Below are 15,487 nucleotides of genomic sequence, written 5' to 3' on the forward strand. Positions count from 1 at the left end.
GTTAAGGCAAGGCCGAACAAAACCTTGCCTGCTATGGATCTCAAACTCCATCGACTTGATGTCTTCATACAATAACTCCATTCTTGGATGGATTCCGATCGTCTGTTTGGCTGCAATCTTTCATGGGAGAACAGCACCGATTATTTCCTCTTACTCTTATGTTTCCTCATTATCCCTTTCTCAAAGACGGTATCGGCACTCTTTTTCTGTTCATCCGACATACTGGCATAGAGTTCCTCAAAAGGAGGGATGAATTTTTTTAGCTGATTTAAGCGGGTTTCGGTCATTTGACTGTGAAATTTCATCCGCTCGACAGCGTTCATCATCTTGGTTTTTTCATCCCTGTCTGCAACCAGGGCGTCCATTTCTTTCGCATCTTCCCGCATCACCTGTTGCAGATTCTCCCATAATTTTTCCTGGGCAGGGGTGATCTTGAGCACAGTTTGCAGCTCTTTGATGCGGGCCTCGGTATGTTCGACCACAGTGGTTCGAGCAACTGCCGGTGCTTTTTTTGTGTCTGATGCCGCCAAAGAAGGATTAGCAGGTGCCAAAAAGAGGGCGGATAAAAACGCCATCATCACAACAACGCGGGTAACGGGGGAAGCAACTTGATGCATTTTTCGTTTCATGTTCTGTCTCCTTACAAGTTTGGGGTTGACCACTTGTAAACGCTCATTGCGCTCCAAATAGAATTTCTCGAATTTCCAGAACTGTAGAATCAGCTTCTCTCTACGGTTCATTGAATGACCAGGGGGCATCTTGATGCCCGAGCTACCGACCCAGCACTTTCATGGTTTCGCGCATGAATGCGGGGAGATCGGCCGGTTGCCGGGACGTGACCAAATTGCCGTCGACCACCACCTCGCGGTCTTCATAAAGTGTCCCTGCCTCTTTAAGTTCATCCGCCACCGACAGGTAACAGGTGGCCCGCCGGCCCTTTAACAAGCCGGCACTGATCAAAATCTGTGGTCCGTGACAGATGGCGGTTACCGGTTTGACGTGCGTAAAAAAACTCCGGGCGATTTCCAGGGCTTTGGGCTCTTTTCTCAACTCGGCCGGCGCCTTTCCCCCAGGCAAGACCAGGATCGCATAATCGTCGGGATTGACCTCATCAAGTGTCATGTCCACGGTCACCTCGTAGCCATGCTTGCCCGTGATAGCCCCGCGATTGAGTGAGGCTACTGTCACCGCAACGCCCGCTTCCTGGAGGCGGTAGTAGGGGACCAGCAACTCAGAGTCCTCAAAATTGTCCGCGCTTACAATCAAAGCTTTCATATTTCCTCCTAGGGAAATTAACTGGAACCGGGCACCGGCAGGGGTAACGACGCCGGAACCGTATAATCCTGCTCAACCGTGGCCCGAATAAGGGCGCGGCTCTCCTTTGGCGTGGCCTGTGTCAATGATTCCACCCGTTCTGCGGCGGAGGCGAGATTCTCGTCCTTGATAGCCTCGCGAAACCAGCGAGAGAAGTCGCCCTGATGCAAATGGTACTGCCATGTTTCGTCATCGACCCCGTCTCCGATTTGCAGGAAGAGCATCAAATTCTGGGCCCGCAGATTCATTTTGTGCTGCGGTCCACGGAAATAGAAGCTGCGCTCTGGGGGAAGCTGACCTTCGGCATATTTTCGGCGGTGTCGATGACGCACCATTTTGCAGGGATGGCCCAGGACTTTTTGCGGCGGTGTGGCGCTCTCTTTTAACCACAAGAGAAATTCGCCTGGCTCCAGGGCTGTAGAGTCCATTTGTGGGACGGGTTGTTTGATAATGCGGGTAAAACTGGTCAGCGTCTCATGCGCATTGGCCCCCACCACCAGCAGAGTGTCGACGCGTTCCAGCAGTGCTCCTGAGAGCAGATCCGGATGCACGGTGATCAGGACGACGTTGGTCAATTCTTTGGGTAAAGTGCCATCGGGCGGCAACCACTCCGCCGGCATGAGATGATGGGCCTCATCAAGAATCAACCAGTGCGGCCTACCGGTTCGCGAACGCATTTGCAGCAGTTGCGACAGCAGTCGCAAGAAAAACGGCGGGCGATCAGGAATGGGCAACCCGGTCAGACACACGACGGCATTCGTGTTCGGATCTTCCAGGAACCGCAAAATTTCATCTTCGGGGGGAGCGGCCTTCGGCCCTCCGAACATGACCGCTCCTTCGAATTCGTCGTAATCTCCCTCTGGATCAATCAAACAGAACTGATACTGCTGCTCCTGGAGAGACTCAACGATTCGCGTCGCGACCGTTGATTTGCCGCTCGCCGATGGGCCGCAAATCAAAACGCTCTGGCCGTATGGGGACAACAGCACCTCTTGGTCATCGCTTGTTCCCAGGACGAGATGATGTCTCTGCTGTTGCAGATTCAGAGCGGTCAAATCGTTTGCGACCAGTTCCTCGATCAACTGGCAGACGCCCTGGCTGTGATCCCCTGCGGTGATGAAATCTGCCGTTTCCTTTACCGCCGGAAGCGCATTGGCCACAGCCACGGACATCTCGCACAATCGTAAAAACGCATGATCATTTTCCGCATCGCCGATACCGACCACATTATGCGGCGAAATACCCATCTCTTTCAGGGCCGCAATCAATCCGCTGGCTTTGTTAATACCAGCGGGCAGAATCATCACTGCCCCCTTATTGAAGATGACCTGCAGTTCCAGCCCTTGATCGTGAATGGTATTGATGACCGAGTCCTGATGCGGCTCCCAGGTGGCGACAACGACACGTCCGACTGACAGGGGCCCGACGTTTTTTTTGCCCAGAGCCTGCAGGAAACTGTCGCTCGGTGACTCGGCCAGCAGTTTTTCTTCCTTCGCTGAGGGCCGGTAGAGCAAACCCCCATTTTCCGCCACGACCCATTCGAACAAGTCGATCTCCGGAAAGATGTCTAACAATTCCGGCAGCTCGCGACCCGTCACCATTACCAGTCGACGCCCAGTTGCCAGAAGTTGGCGCAGCGATTCCACGGTCGCTACGTCAACGCGGCCATTTTGGGCAAGAGTCCCGTCATAGTCAGTCGCCAGAACGTGATATCGCATCGTACAGCCTCATGTGTTTGGTGATTACAGGTCGTTTCATCAACAACTTCCCGCCTTGCTTATTTCTTTTTCTGCGCAGCCTTTATCGGCTGGAACGGTCCGTATTGGTGCTGTTCCTGTGAAAAATCATCCGCATAGGGCGGATATGGGCAGTCGACCGCTTTTTTCTCCAATTTCGGATAATCCTTCTCGAGTCCGCTCATCTGCGGCCGCTTGTTAGAACTGAGATAGGCGGCGATATCGTAGGCGTCTTCATTGGTGATCGCCGGACGGTTCCACGGTGTGCCCAGTGGCATGTTGCTATGGATAAACGCGGCAGTGGTCAGGAGCCGATTTGTTCCCGCTCCGTTGTTATAGCTGTTTGTTCCCCAGACCGCCGGGGTGACGTGGCTGCCCGAACCTCCTGCCGACATGGACTGATAGCCGTTCCCGTTTTCGCCATGGCACGACAGGCAGAATCGGTTGTACGCCTCTCCACCATTTTTCACCTCGGCCTTGCGGTTCGGACCTTCGTATTTGGGTGTTCCCAAGCCGAAAACATCCTTGGGCATGTCTTTCGACAACCAGTTCACGTAGGCGACCATTGCCTTCATCTCCCTGCTGTCAACAGCCAGCGCTTTGCCGTTGAGGCTCCGCTCGAAACAACCGTTAATTCGCTCTTCAATCCCCTGCACCTTGTCTTCGCGGCCTCGGTATTGGGGATACATCTGGCTCACCCCAATCCAGGGAAGTCCGAATTGTTTGGTGCCGTTATCCAGGTGGCAGCTCGTGCAGTTAAGGGTGTTTCCTGAAAAACGCATTTTTTCTTCCTTTACGCCAGGTCCAAGCTGTGCATAGGTATCGGTCAAAAGCCGTGCACCGTAACGAATAAGATCACCTTCCGCACCCTGAGGTATATCCTGCATCAGCGGCGGTACCCAGGACGCAGAAGGATTTTTTTCCTCTATGGGCGGCGCAGTGGTGCGTTCTGCATCGGCCAGGGTGGTTAAAAATCTGAGGATCGTGTTGATTTCCTGGTCCTTCAGTTTCTTGTCCAACTGCAGGTAACCCATCTGATCAACAGCCTCCGCCAGGTTGCCCGCCTCGCCATCATGGAAATAGGGGGCAGTCAGGGTGACATTGCGCAGCATGGGAACCTTGAACACATATTTATCACTTTCAAGGCTGGTAACCTTCATCTGCCCAAGATCCGAGTCGTTGTTGTACGCATGGAACACACCCATTTTCTGAAAGGTCATTCCACCCAGGTTGGGGCCGCTGTGACACTGCACACAGCCGACATTGATAAAGGTGCGCATCCCTTCCATTTCCTGCTCGGTGAGCGCTTGCTTGTCCCCGTCCATGAATCGGTCGAAACGGCCCCGGCTGATCAGCGTTCGTTCAAAGGCGGCAACCGCTTTGGCGAAATTGTCGAAAGTCACGGGGGCTTTCTCACCAGGAAAGGCCTTTTTGAAATCAGCAGGATACGCTGGTATGCCGTTCAACCGTTCGACCAGCGCTGCCGCATTGGGCATGCCCATTTCAATGGGATTGAGCGGGGGGCCTTGAGCCTGTTCTTCCAATGTGGCCGCGCGTCCGTCCCAGAATTGTGCAATTTGGAACCCGGCATTCAAGGTTGGTGGATCGTTGCGGTCGCCAAATTTTCCTTCAGCACCTTTGCCTGTCTTGCGATTATCGGCGCTTGCGCCTTTGTTGTCGATAGGATGGCACGAGTTACAGGATTGGGTTTTGTTGATCGAAATGGCTTCCTCAAAATAGAGTTTCTTCCCCAGTGCAATCATGGCGGGCGTGTCCTGCTCGCCCCCCGGCATGGTCGCGGGAAGTTTTCCAAACAGCGCATGTGCCTGCAGCAGCACGACGCCATCTTGGGCCTTGGCTGCTTTTTTTTGCGCCTCCGTGGTGGAATCGGCAGAGGCCTGCGAGATCAGGTTTCCCGCCAAATCGGAGGAAACCAGCACACTCAATCCCGTTGCCAATAAAACAACTGATCGTAGCTTCTTTTGCATAACCAATACTCCTTTCTAAGTTATTGAGGGTCCGCCGGTTCAGGTCCATTTGACAACCTGCCTGCCGCCAGCGCCTTATACCCAAAGACATCGCACATAAAATTGATAGCCATACTTCCCAACGACAGAACCCTGCCTTCTTTATATGAAAGTGTTGGTTCCGGTGGCGGTGCCATGGCGCGGAATGCCGACCTTTCATTGTTCGTTGTGGCCGGCCAATCTGGTCTAGCCATGCGGGTTAGGCTTGGTCAATGACGGCTACCGCATTGAAGAATACTAACCAACTACTTGCGGGGTTCTCTCAACTGCGTGTCGTTTTGCTTATGGCGGAATTCGGAGAGGCGCCGGTAAATTTCAACTCTCGCTCGGTTGATGCCGCCGATTGGCCGGTGTTCAATTAAAGAATGTGCCGGAGAAAACGACAAATCTTCAGCCAGTTCCTCTCGTTCCTTGGTGCGAAAGGATTGAGGAGGAATGCGAAGGGTGGCAACTTTGATACAGGGCGATTCCTTTTCGCTCCATTCCACTCCGGCATCTTCAACCGGCATCCGGCCAGGGTCCGTTTGTACTTGCACCATGAAATCAAAGCTGGCCTCATTAGTTGCCAGATGTTTTTCCATGTTCTCAGTGAGATAATGATCGGTAAGTTTTGGGGGTAGGGTGCTTTTTAGGGACGTAGTGGGAACAAGTGAGTATTTTACAGCGTGGTCTGTCCCGCAAAGATACGGAGTGGTGCTCCAGTAACGGATGTCCAGCGGAGATGTTTGATTTTCCGGAGCCTTACGGAGTTCGTTGAGGATATGGATATTGCCGGACAGAACGAGGCGGGAAAAAAAGACCAAGGGGGACCATTTGATGCTGTAGTACACTGCTTCGTGAAACAGTTTGACCGTTCCTAGAGGCATGGTCGGATAGCTTATCAAAATGAAGTCCTGTGTTTCTTGCTCCTCGTTGTGCCTCTCGAACCGCTCCCCCTTGACCCCCATGAGTTTTATGGCAAAACCACGGAGGTCTTTGACTTCGTCCGATTGGATCTTTCCGCTGGAACTGGAAATTCGAACCCAAGCGGGATACGTTAGGCCAGATGCGAATATCCCTTCCTTGAGCTCTGCCGGGATGTGGGGTTCGACGATGAATTCTGCTTGCAGGCAGGCTAGATTTTTCGGGTGTGCGTCTCGTTTGGTTTGACCCGGGGGATAATCTTTGGCCATCTTTTCTTGTAAGAGCGTGTGCATATCGTCGATCAACCGTTCTTCATCATCAGGGACCTTTTCAAACGCACTGATGCTTACCCATTTTCCTTCAGAAAACGGCATGGTCTGTCTCCCCTTGGATGTATTGGTTGGGGCAAACGCATCTCCGGACTTGAGCGTACCGTGTCCTCTTCCTTCCGTGCCCGTTCCGGAAAGCGGAGCAGTTCCTCTGGGGGTGATTGCTTGGGCACATGCACAACCCGTCAGTGCCAATGCCAAGAGAATAAGGGCGCACTCTTTCCTCATCATTACTTTTTGAAATCAAGAAATATCAGGGAACAGGCCGTTCTCTTGATACAATTCACCTTAGGTGCATCCGCGCAGGAAATAGAGCACCAATAAGATCGGGATCGGGACTCCCAAGGCCCAAAGCAAAATCCACCCTATTTTCCCCTTTTGATTGTTCAACATGGCGTCTCCTCATTTTGCGATGTGCAAGCTATCCTGATTTTTTCGAGAACAGCCTGACTGGCAAAGAATCCTGGCAGAATGTGCGGCTATGCAAGCGACAGCACCGTTATCACCTTGTCTGCAATCTTTGATCCAGCTCCTCAATACTCAGCGTAACATTGTTCATAATAATGATTTTACAAGATAAATGTCTGCGCAATCGTTTGCTGGGTTGTTGTTGGTGAGCATAAAAAAAGGTCGCATTTAACCGGTGGCTATATATGACCCTTTTCCGATTTATCCGGCTTCATGAGGTCCAAATGATTGAAGCTGATTGGAAAATGCGGAAGGGATTTTTTTTTGGTGGTGGAATTGCGTGATTGGGCAGCTTCCTGGTCTGGCGACAAACTGTTTGTCAGGATGGGAAAATGAACGAGGTGTCCGATCAACAGCTCGTCATTGGATGAATCGACGTGGTCTTCAGGGGTTGATGTTCTATTACCAGTGTCACTTGCTCAAGGGCTGTTTTCGTACAAGGCGTTTCGTGCGAGACGATCGAGGTCTGCGTCTGTTACAGTAGGAAGAAAACATTTGCGATACAGTTCCTCATGCACGATACCGACAATGGCAACCAGTGGAGCCGCAACCAGAACGCCCAGCACACCGAAGGCGGCCACGCATAAGAGCATGGAAAAGATCACAGCCACCGGATGCAGTTTCATGCTGCGCGCCAGGATAAAAGGGAGAATGACATTGTTTTCTAAAGCTTGGATTGCAATATAGGCGAACACGACCCAGAGAGGGGTCATGCCACCTTTGCCGGCGGCGAGCAACAGGGCCGCGACGGCGCTGAGGAGCGGTCCCAAAAAAGGTATAACTTCCAAGATACACGCAATCATGCCGAGAACCAAGGCATCCATGAATCCGAAGATCGGCAACATGAGCACAAAAACCAGGAAGCCGATCGTTATCATTCCCAGCAGTGTTGCCCCGGCCCAACCGGGCACAAATTTCACGATCCGTTGCATGATAGCCAGGGCCTGGTCATGGTGACGCTCGGGTACGAGAGAAAACAGCGTTCCAAAAATGGGGCGAGGGTTGGTCAGCGTAAAGGTTACGCCAAAGAAGACCGTCACCAACACAATCAAAATCTGAGCCGCGTTGAACGCCACCTCCGTGAAGCGGCCAACCACACCTTGCAACATCTGGCTTAGGCTGGACCGAAAAGAAACCGGTTCTTTCATCGTTTTGATCGGAACCGGTTTTATGACGGGCTTCACGGTTTCTGGTTTAGCTTTCCCTTCCACCGCTGCAGTCTGAGCAATTTCCGTGGTGACTTCCGCCTGGAGCTTTTGTTCGGAAAGGACTGCCTGTTGCTCCATTTTGATCAGCGGTTTTTGCAGACGTTCCCAGTAAGCGGGGAGCTGTTCCGAGAGTTTGGTGACCGAGTTCTGCAACGGCCCAAAGAAAGCCCAGCCGGTCAAGGCAATGACCATCAGCAATGCCGCCACAATCAGCCCCGTCGCACCTCTTCTTCCACCTGTCAAAGCCCGCAATCGTGAAATTACCGGATTAAAGGCGAGCGAAATCAGTAAAATAAGCAGAAACGACAGGAGAATAGGGGACAGCAGCGCGAAAGTTTGAATGAAGGCAAATAACGAAGCCCCCATAACTACATACAGATAAACCGAATGTGGTTTCGTGGCTGATTGCTGGTTGTTGGACATGATTTTTCTCGAGAGCAAAGGAGAAGAGCCCATCTTTGATACAATTATGCGGCCCGCAACCTGGAACCTGCCGGATAACAACAAAGCAAATCGGGCGCGTTTATGAAGAGTGCGGCCACCACAATAACCGGAGTCCAAACGCCGGCCAAGGTTTAGGGGGTGACACTGATTCGTTCACTCCCGTTCCAAGTGTTCCTGGAGCCAAGAGAGTTTCTCGCACTGCCTTCCAGTTCACACATTTTCGTGCATATCCTTGGACTGTGATCAGCGGACACCCGAAGCTCCGATCATCAATATAAATGTCGGCATAGCATTTGGTACTGGTTGTCCACTTCTTTTGTTCGGGGTCTACCTGCACACCGTGCAAGACAATGCCTTTCTGGGAAAACCAGTTGATCGCATCCGTCAAGTATTGGTCTGAACGCATGGTGTACAGAATGATGCTATGCCCAGCCTTGACCAGGTCCTTCAGAGTGTCCACAGCAAGTGGTGCATCCATCCCGACTTCTGGGTATTTGTGATCCACACAGGTTCCATCAAAGTCCACGGCTATTTTCATAAGAGCTCCCTGTTCGATCACATTGCAGCCGCAGCCACTTCAACCCGGTTTTTTCCGCTTTCTTTGGCTTGATAGAGCGCAGCGTCTGCTTTCTCCACGAGGACTCGATGCGTCCGGGTCGTTATCCCGCATGAAGCTAACGCCTAGGCTGACGGTCACTGTGTGTCCATCGGACAATCGTTGCGCCATTTTTGTTTTCATTCTGTCCGCAATTTTGCTGGCTTCAAAATTTTCCGGCAGGATGACCGCGAAATCTTCACCGCCGTACCGGCAGCAAATTTCTTGAGATCGTCAAGCCAAAGTTTATCGGCTTCAATTTCGTTTTCACCTCTGCCGTCCTTGAATAAAGTAGCATATCAAAAAAGGACACTTCTTGAAGAGCGGATCCTCAGTACCCTGCCCATTTTCCATCAACCCGTCGTTTCTTGATTTTGTTTCAGTGTTTCAATTAACTGGGTGAGAAGTGTGAGTTGTTGCTGTTGCATTGCAATAAGCTCGTCCCATTGCTTCTCTCTCAGTAAATCCATTTTTTCATGAAGCACTGATATTTCAAGCTCTGCCTTGAGGTTAACTTCGTAATCATGTTCTGCACTGAGTCGATCTGTGGCAGCCTGTCGGTTTTGCGACATCAAGATGATGGGGGCTTGAAGAGCGGCAATCATAGACAAAAAAAGATTGAGCAGTATGTAGGGGTATGGATCAAATGATTTGTCTGGCTGGGTGAGTACGAACGAATTGAGGGAAATCCAGGCAATCAGTATAAAAATAAAAATGCCGATGAAAACCCAGGAGCCTCCAAAGCTTGCGACCTTATCAGCCAACCTCTGACCGAAAGTCAGTTGTTCGGAAAAGTCGTGCACCACATTTCTTGAAATATGGATTTTCCTGGCGAGGGAATGAGCCACTTTTTTTTCTAGCTCACCAAGATCTTCATATTTCATACGAAAGAGTTTTTCTGCTATTGCACTCACGTTTTGGTTCATTGTTTGAGATGGTTATGGATTAAATTTGCAGCGCGGTTTGTGCCGCCATATGTCTTGGACGGTGCGCTTCTGGCGGCAAAATGATCAGCATGTTAATGGATTTCTCCCTGCCGTTGAACCTTTGGATGAGCCGGTGACCCTGTCAAAATTCCAGAAAGCCTTCTGGCCACCTTTCCTTTGAAGTTTTCCCACTTAGTGCTGGTTCGCATCTCCTTAAACTTTACTCCTCCCCACCAGTAGCAGCACAATGCCGCCCACGAGCGCAATACCACCAACGATCGGCGGCAACGGAAATGTCTTGGTTTTCTCTTCCGATACTTGTAATGGGCCAATATCAACGACTTTTTCGCTGGTTGTGTAGGTGATGCCCTGATACCCTAAGGCTATGACTCCTATGGCAATGAGAAAAATGGCGATAAGTGTGTATGATTTCATTTTTTCCTTCCTTTTGAGAGATTCATTTTGGCTGAAGATGAACCGTTGACCGGCCAGGGCTCGACCTCCCCTTTGCTGGGCATAAATTTGTGCTTCGCACCCCGGTGAACTTTCTCGCTTATCAGGGTTTAAGCCCTCTTGAAGGGCGCGATCAAGGAGAGAGTCTGAGGTGTTGGCTAGATTCGGCCTAGCAACAACAGGATCACGAGAATAACCACAATCAGCCCAACCCCCCCGCTGGGTCCATACCCCCACGACCGGCTATGCGGCCAGATCGGGATGATGCCCAAAAGGGCAAGGATCAGAATGACAAGTAATATGGTTCCTATTGACATGACTCTTCCTCCTTCTAAAAATACGTATTTCAAGATGATTGCGCTTTGTTGTTCGCTTCAGCTCATGACTGTTTGAGCATTCTGGTTCACCTCCGCCTTGCCTTAGAGCCAGAGGGGGAGGCCGTTGACCGTGAGACGATCATTCGACCATCATGTTGTTGACCACCTTGACGACGCCGTGCACATCACTCACAAATTTGGTGGCGAGGTCCTTCTCGGCTACGTTTCTGGCTTTACCTGCTAACGTGACCACACCGTCTTTCGTGGTGACCGTCGTTTTCACGGCACTGGTCGAACGATGATACAGCAAGGTCGTCTTGACCAGGGCGGTGATGGATGCGTCGTCAATCGACCCGCCCATGGCGTCCATTCTTTCACCCATGGTCTGACTGCCTGCTTTATCTGCCACCGGCGGCAAGGTCATCTCGTTGTTCACACTCGCAACTCCTTCGATATCCTTGGTATATTCCGTCGCCAAATCTTTTTGAGCCATGCTGGTGGCCTTGCCTCTCAGGGTGACGGCGCCATCTTTGGCTGAAACCGATATTTCGGTTGCACTCAAGCTTCGATAGAACAGGAGAATGAATTTAACCTTGGTCCCTAGCCATGTATCCGAGTTCATGGCAGGCAAGCCGCTCTTGACCACCAATTGATTGTTGAAACTTTTTACTCCGGGGAGGCCTGTGAGTGTCTCTCCCGCCAGCAAAATATGGGAGTCCTCGGAAACGGTCCCGCTTAAGGTGACGACGCCATCCTGGGACTGGATTTTAATGTCATCGCCCTTGAGGTAGGTCTTGAACACATACGACTGTTTGGCCGATGTTTCGATGCGGTCATCCATCTCGGAAGCAAACAGGTTGACGTTGATGAAGAGCACCGAAATTGCGGTAAAGATAAAAGCTGCACAACGATAGGTTGATTTTTTCATGGCAAATCATTCTCCCTGTGGATTGTTCGGCTCTCTTGAACACTTGGTCCGGCGTCAAGCGACCTGGACCAGCCCCGATAAAACGAATCATGGTCAAAATGGCGGTTATGTGAAAAACCAGCGTTCTCCATTATGGTCAAAGCAATCTTGGTTCCTGTTTTATAATGCCAGCATGCTTAGACGTGTAATAATCTGGTATTTAACAATATTTTTAATTGTTATGCTGATGGCATTCGAATGAATAACTCAACAAAAAAGGGTCACATTTAACCGATGGCCATATATGACCTTTTTTCAAAGAAATGGTGCTCTAAAGTACAAACGGGAAAGAGAGGGGATGATATTCAATTGGAGAGAGTAAATGAGGGGAGTCGCTCGTTGTTAAACCTCGCGAATTCAATATGTTCTTAACTGATTATCTGTTTTGACAAGAGATTGTTATCTCAGTTTGTTAGCTCCTTTCTATTGAAAGGGGCTTTCCAATTTTAGTCATCCTTTATGTGATGAATATCTGTATGCGATTGTCCGATTTGACCACATGCATCGTCAAAATTTGATGAATAAGATGCATGGAGAAAAATTGGTTAATGCAACGATTTGGTTGCATCGCAACAGTATTTCCGTCAGAAGTTTCATTCCATACATCTGTTCGATATCCTGTTACATCCTGTAATTGATCAGTAAGATTTAATCTTGTAATCCTTCGGTCTTATGGGCTCATTTTTTGCTTATTGTAAGTTTGTTTCGGTCCATTGGGCCATTGGACACCTCCTTGAGCCGTAAAGGCCAATCGATAGGTGTCCCTTTTTCCAGCCGACCTCAGATGGAACTGGTCCATATCTGCAGAGCATGGTTGTACCAGTAATTTATCTCTAGACTCTGAGGAAACCTCGATAAGTCTTATGTCGCAGAACGATCCCATGCAGACCGAACTTATCCCTGCCGACATCACCCAATCGCATACGGGAGCTTTAGTTTTATCCGGCAATTGGACAGCTCGGACAATGGCTGGCGCAGGTCAGAAGCTTGCTGCCCTGTGTGATGCCAACGTCGCTGAAGTGGTTGTAGATGGTTCGCGCCTGGAGACAATGGACAGCGTCGGGGTGTGGATCCTGCATCGGCAATTCAAAGAGATACGTAATACCGGCCGGTCGATACGTTTGCTCGACTGGTCGTCGCCCTTTCTCAAATTGCTGGATGCAGTAGAAAAGCAGATCGACATGCCTCTGCCCATGCCCCCGCGCGAATCATCGCTGGAGAAAATCGGCAAGGAAGGTGAGGCTGCTTGGCAGGGCATGTTTGCGCTGCTCAGCTTTATTGGTGAATGCGCCTTCGTTCTGATGCGCATTGCCCCTCACCCAAAACGTTGGCGGTGGCGGCAAGTGCTCAAAAACATTCAAATTGCCGGCTTTGACGCCCTGCCGATCATTGGATTGACGGCTTTTTTGTTGGGCATTGTTGTGGCCTATCAGGGTTCGGGGCAACTCAGGCATTATGGTGCGAATATTTTTGTCGTCGAACTGGTCGGTTTTGCAATGCTGCGCGAATTTTCCCCACTCATCACCGCCATCATTATCGCCGGGCGATCAGGATCGGCCTATGCAGCGCAGATCGGTACCATGGTGGTCACTGAGGAGATTGACGGTATGCGCACCATCGGCATTGAACCCATCGATTTTCTTGTCCTGCCAAAGATTATTGCCCTGATTGTTGCCTTGCCCTTATTGACTGTCTTTGCCGACGTTACGGGTGTGTTCGGTGGTATGATCATGGCGCGCTCGCAGTTAGGGATCAGTTACCACGAATTTCTTGTCCGTTTTGAGAGCGAAATCCACCTGTCTGCTTTGCTGATTGGGATCGGTAAATCTTTTGTGTTTGCTGCTATTATCGCCATCATAGGCTGTTACCAGGGTTTTCGCACTAAGGGGAACGCAGACAGCGTCGGTCGGCAGACCACCCGCAGCGTGGTCCAATCCATCTTTATCGTGATCATCCTGGATTCAGTTTTTTCGGTCATCTTCAGCCTGCTGGATCTCTGATATGCAGAACGCCGCTGATCAGGCCAATGTTGGCTCCCCAAAGGTTCCCAATGTCATAGAGATGCGCCAGGTGTGCACCCGTTTTGGCAGCCATGTTGTCCATGCTGATTTGGATCTTGATATCCAGCGCGGCGAAATATTTGCCATTGTCGGAGGCAGTGGATCAGGCAAATCAACCCTATTGCGCGAGATGATCATGCTGCATCGCCCGAACGCAGGGACGGTAAAGATCCTTGATACCGATGTCCTGACAGCCTCTCCGGACGAGGCACTTATTCTGCGCCAGCGCTGGGGCGTCATGTTCCAGTATGGCGGTTTGTTCGGCACGCTCAACGTACGGGACAATGTCGGGCTGCCACTGCGTGAACACACTGATCTGGATGACAGGTTGATTGATGAAGTGGCCGCTTGGAAGATCAGCCTGAGTGGTCTGGAGCCGGAAGCTGGATTGCAATATCCGACTCAATTGAGTGGCGGCATGCTCAAGCGGGCATCTATGGCGCGTGCTTTGGCGCTCGATCCGGAGCTGTTGTTTCTCGATGAGCCAACCGCCGGTTTGGACCCTGGCGGCGCCGGCGGCATCGACGCTTTGGTCCGTCATCTTGCCGAGTTATATCAGCTGACTATTGTGATCATTACGCATGATCTCGACTTTTTATGGCAGGTGACCGATCGGGTCGCCGTCCTTGGCGAAGGCAAGGTGGTCGGTGTTGGATCGATGTCGGAGTTGGCCCACATGGAACACCCTGATATACGCGTCTACTTCGATGGCCCACGCGGCAGGGCTGCACAGGCTCAGGCCCAGACTCAGGATAAGGTCAGGCCAAACCAGAAACAGGACAAGGAGCAAAGGTGGACGCAAAAATAAACTATGCAGCGGTCGGCGTTTTTGTGCTTGCTCTTGGCGCCGTATTCGTAGCGAGCATCCTGTGGCTTGCTGTCGGCGCCGGCAACAAAAAAGATTATGACCTGTATGGGGCGATTATCAAAGAATCGGTGGCTGGTCTCAATATTGATGCACCCGTCAAATACCTCGGGGTCAATGTTGGCAAGGTGCAGAAAATTCAGCTCGACCCAGCCAATCCACAGGAAGTGCACCTGCTATTCGCGATCGAAAAAGGAACGCCCATCAGAGAAGACACCGAGGCAGTCTTAAAAACGCAAGGCTTAACCGGCATTGCCTATGTTGAGCTCAGCGGTAGCTCCCCAGAATCACTGCCTTTGGCGGTAGTCGCGCCAGGCAAATACCCGATGATCCTGACCAAACCCTCTTTAAGTGCACGATTGGAAAATGTCCTGGCTTCAGTGCTCGCCAAACTTGATCGGACTTCGGCAAACGTCGATGCTCTGTTTGAAGAAAATCGGACGGAAATAAAAAATATCCTTGCCAACACCTCTGTCGTGATGAGCTCAATTGCCTCGCAACAGATGAACATCAAAAGATTTATTTCAAGTGCAGCGAATGTCGCAGACGATGCTGCCCTGATGGTTCCCCATTTTGACCCGATGCTTGATCGGATCAGCAGGGCGGCTGATGCCGTCGAAAAAATGGCAAAGGACACTGCTCTTGTCAGCAAGGACGCAAAAAAAGTTTTTACAGAAGTAGAGAGTGGCGTGCACCAGTTCTCCGGGAAAACACTTCCGGAAACCGAAAAGCTGTTGGTTGAATTGAACGCCCTGTTGGTCTCTTTGCGCCGCTTGAGCGAACAAACCGAACGCAACCCCAGCAGTCTGCTGCGCGGCCGCCAGCCCGTTCTTTTGGGGCCAGGAGAATAGATATCGCCATGATCAATACCTCAG

Annotated in this window: 15 protein-coding genes; 3 read left to right on the forward strand and 12 right to left on the reverse strand. The window is 51.0% G+C overall.

The window, feature by feature from the left end:
* Positions 1 to 140: 140 nt before the first annotated feature.
* The 12 genes from ACHZCX_RS02620 to ACHZCX_RS02675 form a co-directional block, all read right to left on the reverse strand.
* Complete coding sequence (locus ACHZCX_RS02620; RefSeq protein ID WP_319585682.1) at positions 141 to 629, reverse strand: Spy/CpxP family protein refolding chaperone; 489 nt, start codon at positions 627 to 629, stop codon at positions 141 to 143.
* A 142-nt stretch (positions 630 to 771) separates the two neighbouring features.
* The gene (locus ACHZCX_RS02625) at positions 772 to 1,275 is read right to left on the reverse strand and encodes a type 1 glutamine amidotransferase domain-containing protein (protein WP_319585683.1); all 504 of its coding nucleotides are present in this window, start codon (positions 1,273 to 1,275) and stop codon (positions 772 to 774) included.
* 17 nt (positions 1,276 to 1,292) lie between these two features.
* The gene (locus tag ACHZCX_RS02630; RefSeq protein WP_319585684.1) at positions 1,293 to 3,032 is read right to left on the reverse strand and encodes an HAD hydrolase family protein; all 1,740 of its coding nucleotides are present in this window, start codon (positions 3,030 to 3,032) and stop codon (positions 1,293 to 1,295) included.
* 59 nt (positions 3,033 to 3,091) lie between these two features.
* A complete protein-coding gene (locus ACHZCX_RS02635; RefSeq protein ID WP_319585685.1) occupies positions 3,092 to 5,038 on the reverse strand; it encodes a cytochrome c peroxidase in 1,947 nt (648 codons plus the stop codon).
* Positions 5,039 to 5,322: 284 nt separating this feature from the next.
* On the reverse strand, positions 5,323 to 6,510 hold the full coding sequence (locus ACHZCX_RS02640; RefSeq protein ID WP_394708737.1) for a catalase family protein: 1,188 nt from the start codon (positions 6,508 to 6,510) through the stop codon (positions 5,323 to 5,325).
* Between the two features lie 686 nt (positions 6,511 to 7,196).
* Positions 7,197 to 8,408, reverse strand: a complete 1,212-nt coding sequence (locus ACHZCX_RS02645) for an AI-2E family transporter (protein ID WP_319585687.1) — start codon at positions 8,406 to 8,408, stop codon at positions 7,197 to 7,199.
* A 100-nt stretch (positions 8,409 to 8,508) separates the two neighbouring features.
* Positions 8,509 to 8,967 (reverse strand): hypothetical protein, encoded by a 459-nt coding sequence (locus tag ACHZCX_RS02650; protein WP_319585688.1) that lies wholly within the window; start codon positions 8,965 to 8,967, stop codon positions 8,509 to 8,511.
* Positions 8,968 to 9,006: 39 nt separating this feature from the next.
* Positions 9,007 to 9,246, reverse strand: coding sequence for a diguanylate cyclase domain-containing protein (locus ACHZCX_RS02655; protein ID WP_394708756.1), 240 nt, complete (start codon positions 9,244 to 9,246; stop codon positions 9,007 to 9,009).
* 131 nt (positions 9,247 to 9,377) lie between these two features.
* Entirely contained in the window at positions 9,378 to 9,950 is a 573-nt protein-coding gene (locus ACHZCX_RS02660) for a DUF1003 domain-containing protein (RefSeq protein ID WP_394708738.1), read from the reverse strand.
* 213 nt (positions 9,951 to 10,163) lie between these two features.
* Positions 10,164 to 10,385, reverse strand: coding sequence for a DUF3185 domain-containing protein (locus ACHZCX_RS02665; RefSeq protein ID WP_319585690.1), 222 nt, complete (start codon positions 10,383 to 10,385; stop codon positions 10,164 to 10,166).
* 176 nt (positions 10,386 to 10,561) lie between these two features.
* Positions 10,562 to 10,720, reverse strand: coding sequence for a DUF3309 family protein (locus ACHZCX_RS02670; protein WP_319585691.1), 159 nt, complete (start codon positions 10,718 to 10,720; stop codon positions 10,562 to 10,564).
* 139 nt (positions 10,721 to 10,859) lie between these two features.
* The gene (locus ACHZCX_RS02675; protein WP_319585692.1) at positions 10,860 to 11,648 is read right to left on the reverse strand and encodes a BON domain-containing protein; all 789 of its coding nucleotides are present in this window, start codon (positions 11,646 to 11,648) and stop codon (positions 10,860 to 10,862) included.
* A gap of 902 nt (positions 11,649 to 12,550) precedes the next feature.
* On the opposite strand from ACHZCX_RS02675, the gene ACHZCX_RS02680 reads away from it, so the two are divergent.
* Genes ACHZCX_RS02680 through ACHZCX_RS02690 form a run of 3 tightly spaced genes read left to right on the forward strand, consistent with a single transcriptional unit; the run spans position 12,551 to position 15,463 of the window.
* Positions 12,551 to 13,687, forward strand: a complete 1,137-nt coding sequence (locus ACHZCX_RS02680; protein ID WP_319585693.1) for an MlaE family lipid ABC transporter permease subunit — start codon at positions 12,551 to 12,553, stop codon at positions 13,685 to 13,687.
* Between the two features lies 1 nt (position 13,688).
* Positions 13,689 to 14,555 (forward strand): ATP-binding cassette domain-containing protein, encoded by an 867-nt coding sequence (locus ACHZCX_RS02685; RefSeq protein ID WP_319585694.1) that lies wholly within the window; start codon positions 13,689 to 13,691, stop codon positions 14,553 to 14,555.
* A 23-nt stretch (positions 14,556 to 14,578) separates the two neighbouring features.
* Positions 14,579 to 15,463, forward strand: coding sequence for an MlaD family protein (locus tag ACHZCX_RS02690; RefSeq protein ID WP_319585695.1), 885 nt, complete (start codon positions 14,579 to 14,581; stop codon positions 15,461 to 15,463).
* The last annotated feature ends 24 nt before the right edge of the window (positions 15,464 to 15,487 follow it).

It is taken from the genome of uncultured Desulfobulbus sp., assembly GCF_963662935.2.
Classification (GTDB): Bacteria; Desulfobacterota; Desulfobulbia; order Desulfobulbales; family Desulfobulbaceae; genus Desulfobulbus.

What these genes read in the sequence shown, in the direction of transcription:
- ACHZCX_RS02620 (WP_319585682.1), bottom strand. Translation starts at nt 629, where the DNA reads ATGAAACGAAAAATGCATCAAGTTGCTTCCCCCGTTACCCGCGTTGTT.
- ACHZCX_RS02650 (WP_319585688.1), bottom strand. Translation starts at nt 8,967, where the DNA reads ATGAAAATAGCCGTGGACTTTGATGGAACCTGTGTGGATCACAAATAC.
- ACHZCX_RS02630 (WP_319585684.1), bottom strand. Translation starts at nt 3,032, where the DNA reads ATGCGATATCACGTTCTGGCGACTGACTATGACGGGACTCTTGCCCAA.
- ACHZCX_RS02660 (WP_394708738.1), bottom strand. Translation starts at nt 9,950, where the DNA reads ATGAACCAAAACGTGAGTGCAATAGCAGAAAAACTCTTTCGTATGAAA.
- ACHZCX_RS02625 (WP_319585683.1), bottom strand. Translation starts at nt 1,275, where the DNA reads ATGAAAGCTTTGATTGTAAGCGCGGACAATTTTGAGGACTCTGAGTTG.
- ACHZCX_RS02680 (WP_319585693.1), top strand. Translation starts at nt 12,551, where the DNA reads ATGTCGCAGAACGATCCCATGCAGACCGAACTTATCCCTGCCGACATC.
- ACHZCX_RS02670 (WP_319585691.1), bottom strand. Translation starts at nt 10,720, where the DNA reads ATGTCAATAGGAACCATATTACTTGTCATTCTGATCCTTGCCCTTTTG.
- ACHZCX_RS02665 (WP_319585690.1), bottom strand. Translation starts at nt 10,385, where the DNA reads ATGAAATCATACACACTTATCGCCATTTTTCTCATTGCCATAGGAGTC.
- ACHZCX_RS02685 (WP_319585694.1), top strand. Translation starts at nt 13,689, where the DNA reads ATGCAGAACGCCGCTGATCAGGCCAATGTTGGCTCCCCAAAGGTTCCC.
- ACHZCX_RS02635 (WP_319585685.1), bottom strand. Translation starts at nt 5,038, where the DNA reads ATGCAAAAGAAGCTACGATCAGTTGTTTTATTGGCAACGGGATTGAGT.
- ACHZCX_RS02675 (WP_319585692.1), bottom strand. Translation starts at nt 11,648, where the DNA reads ATGAAAAAATCAACCTATCGTTGTGCAGCTTTTATCTTTACCGCAATT.
- ACHZCX_RS02645 (WP_319585687.1), bottom strand. Translation starts at nt 8,408, where the DNA reads ATGTCCAACAACCAGCAATCAGCCACGAAACCACATTCGGTTTATCTG.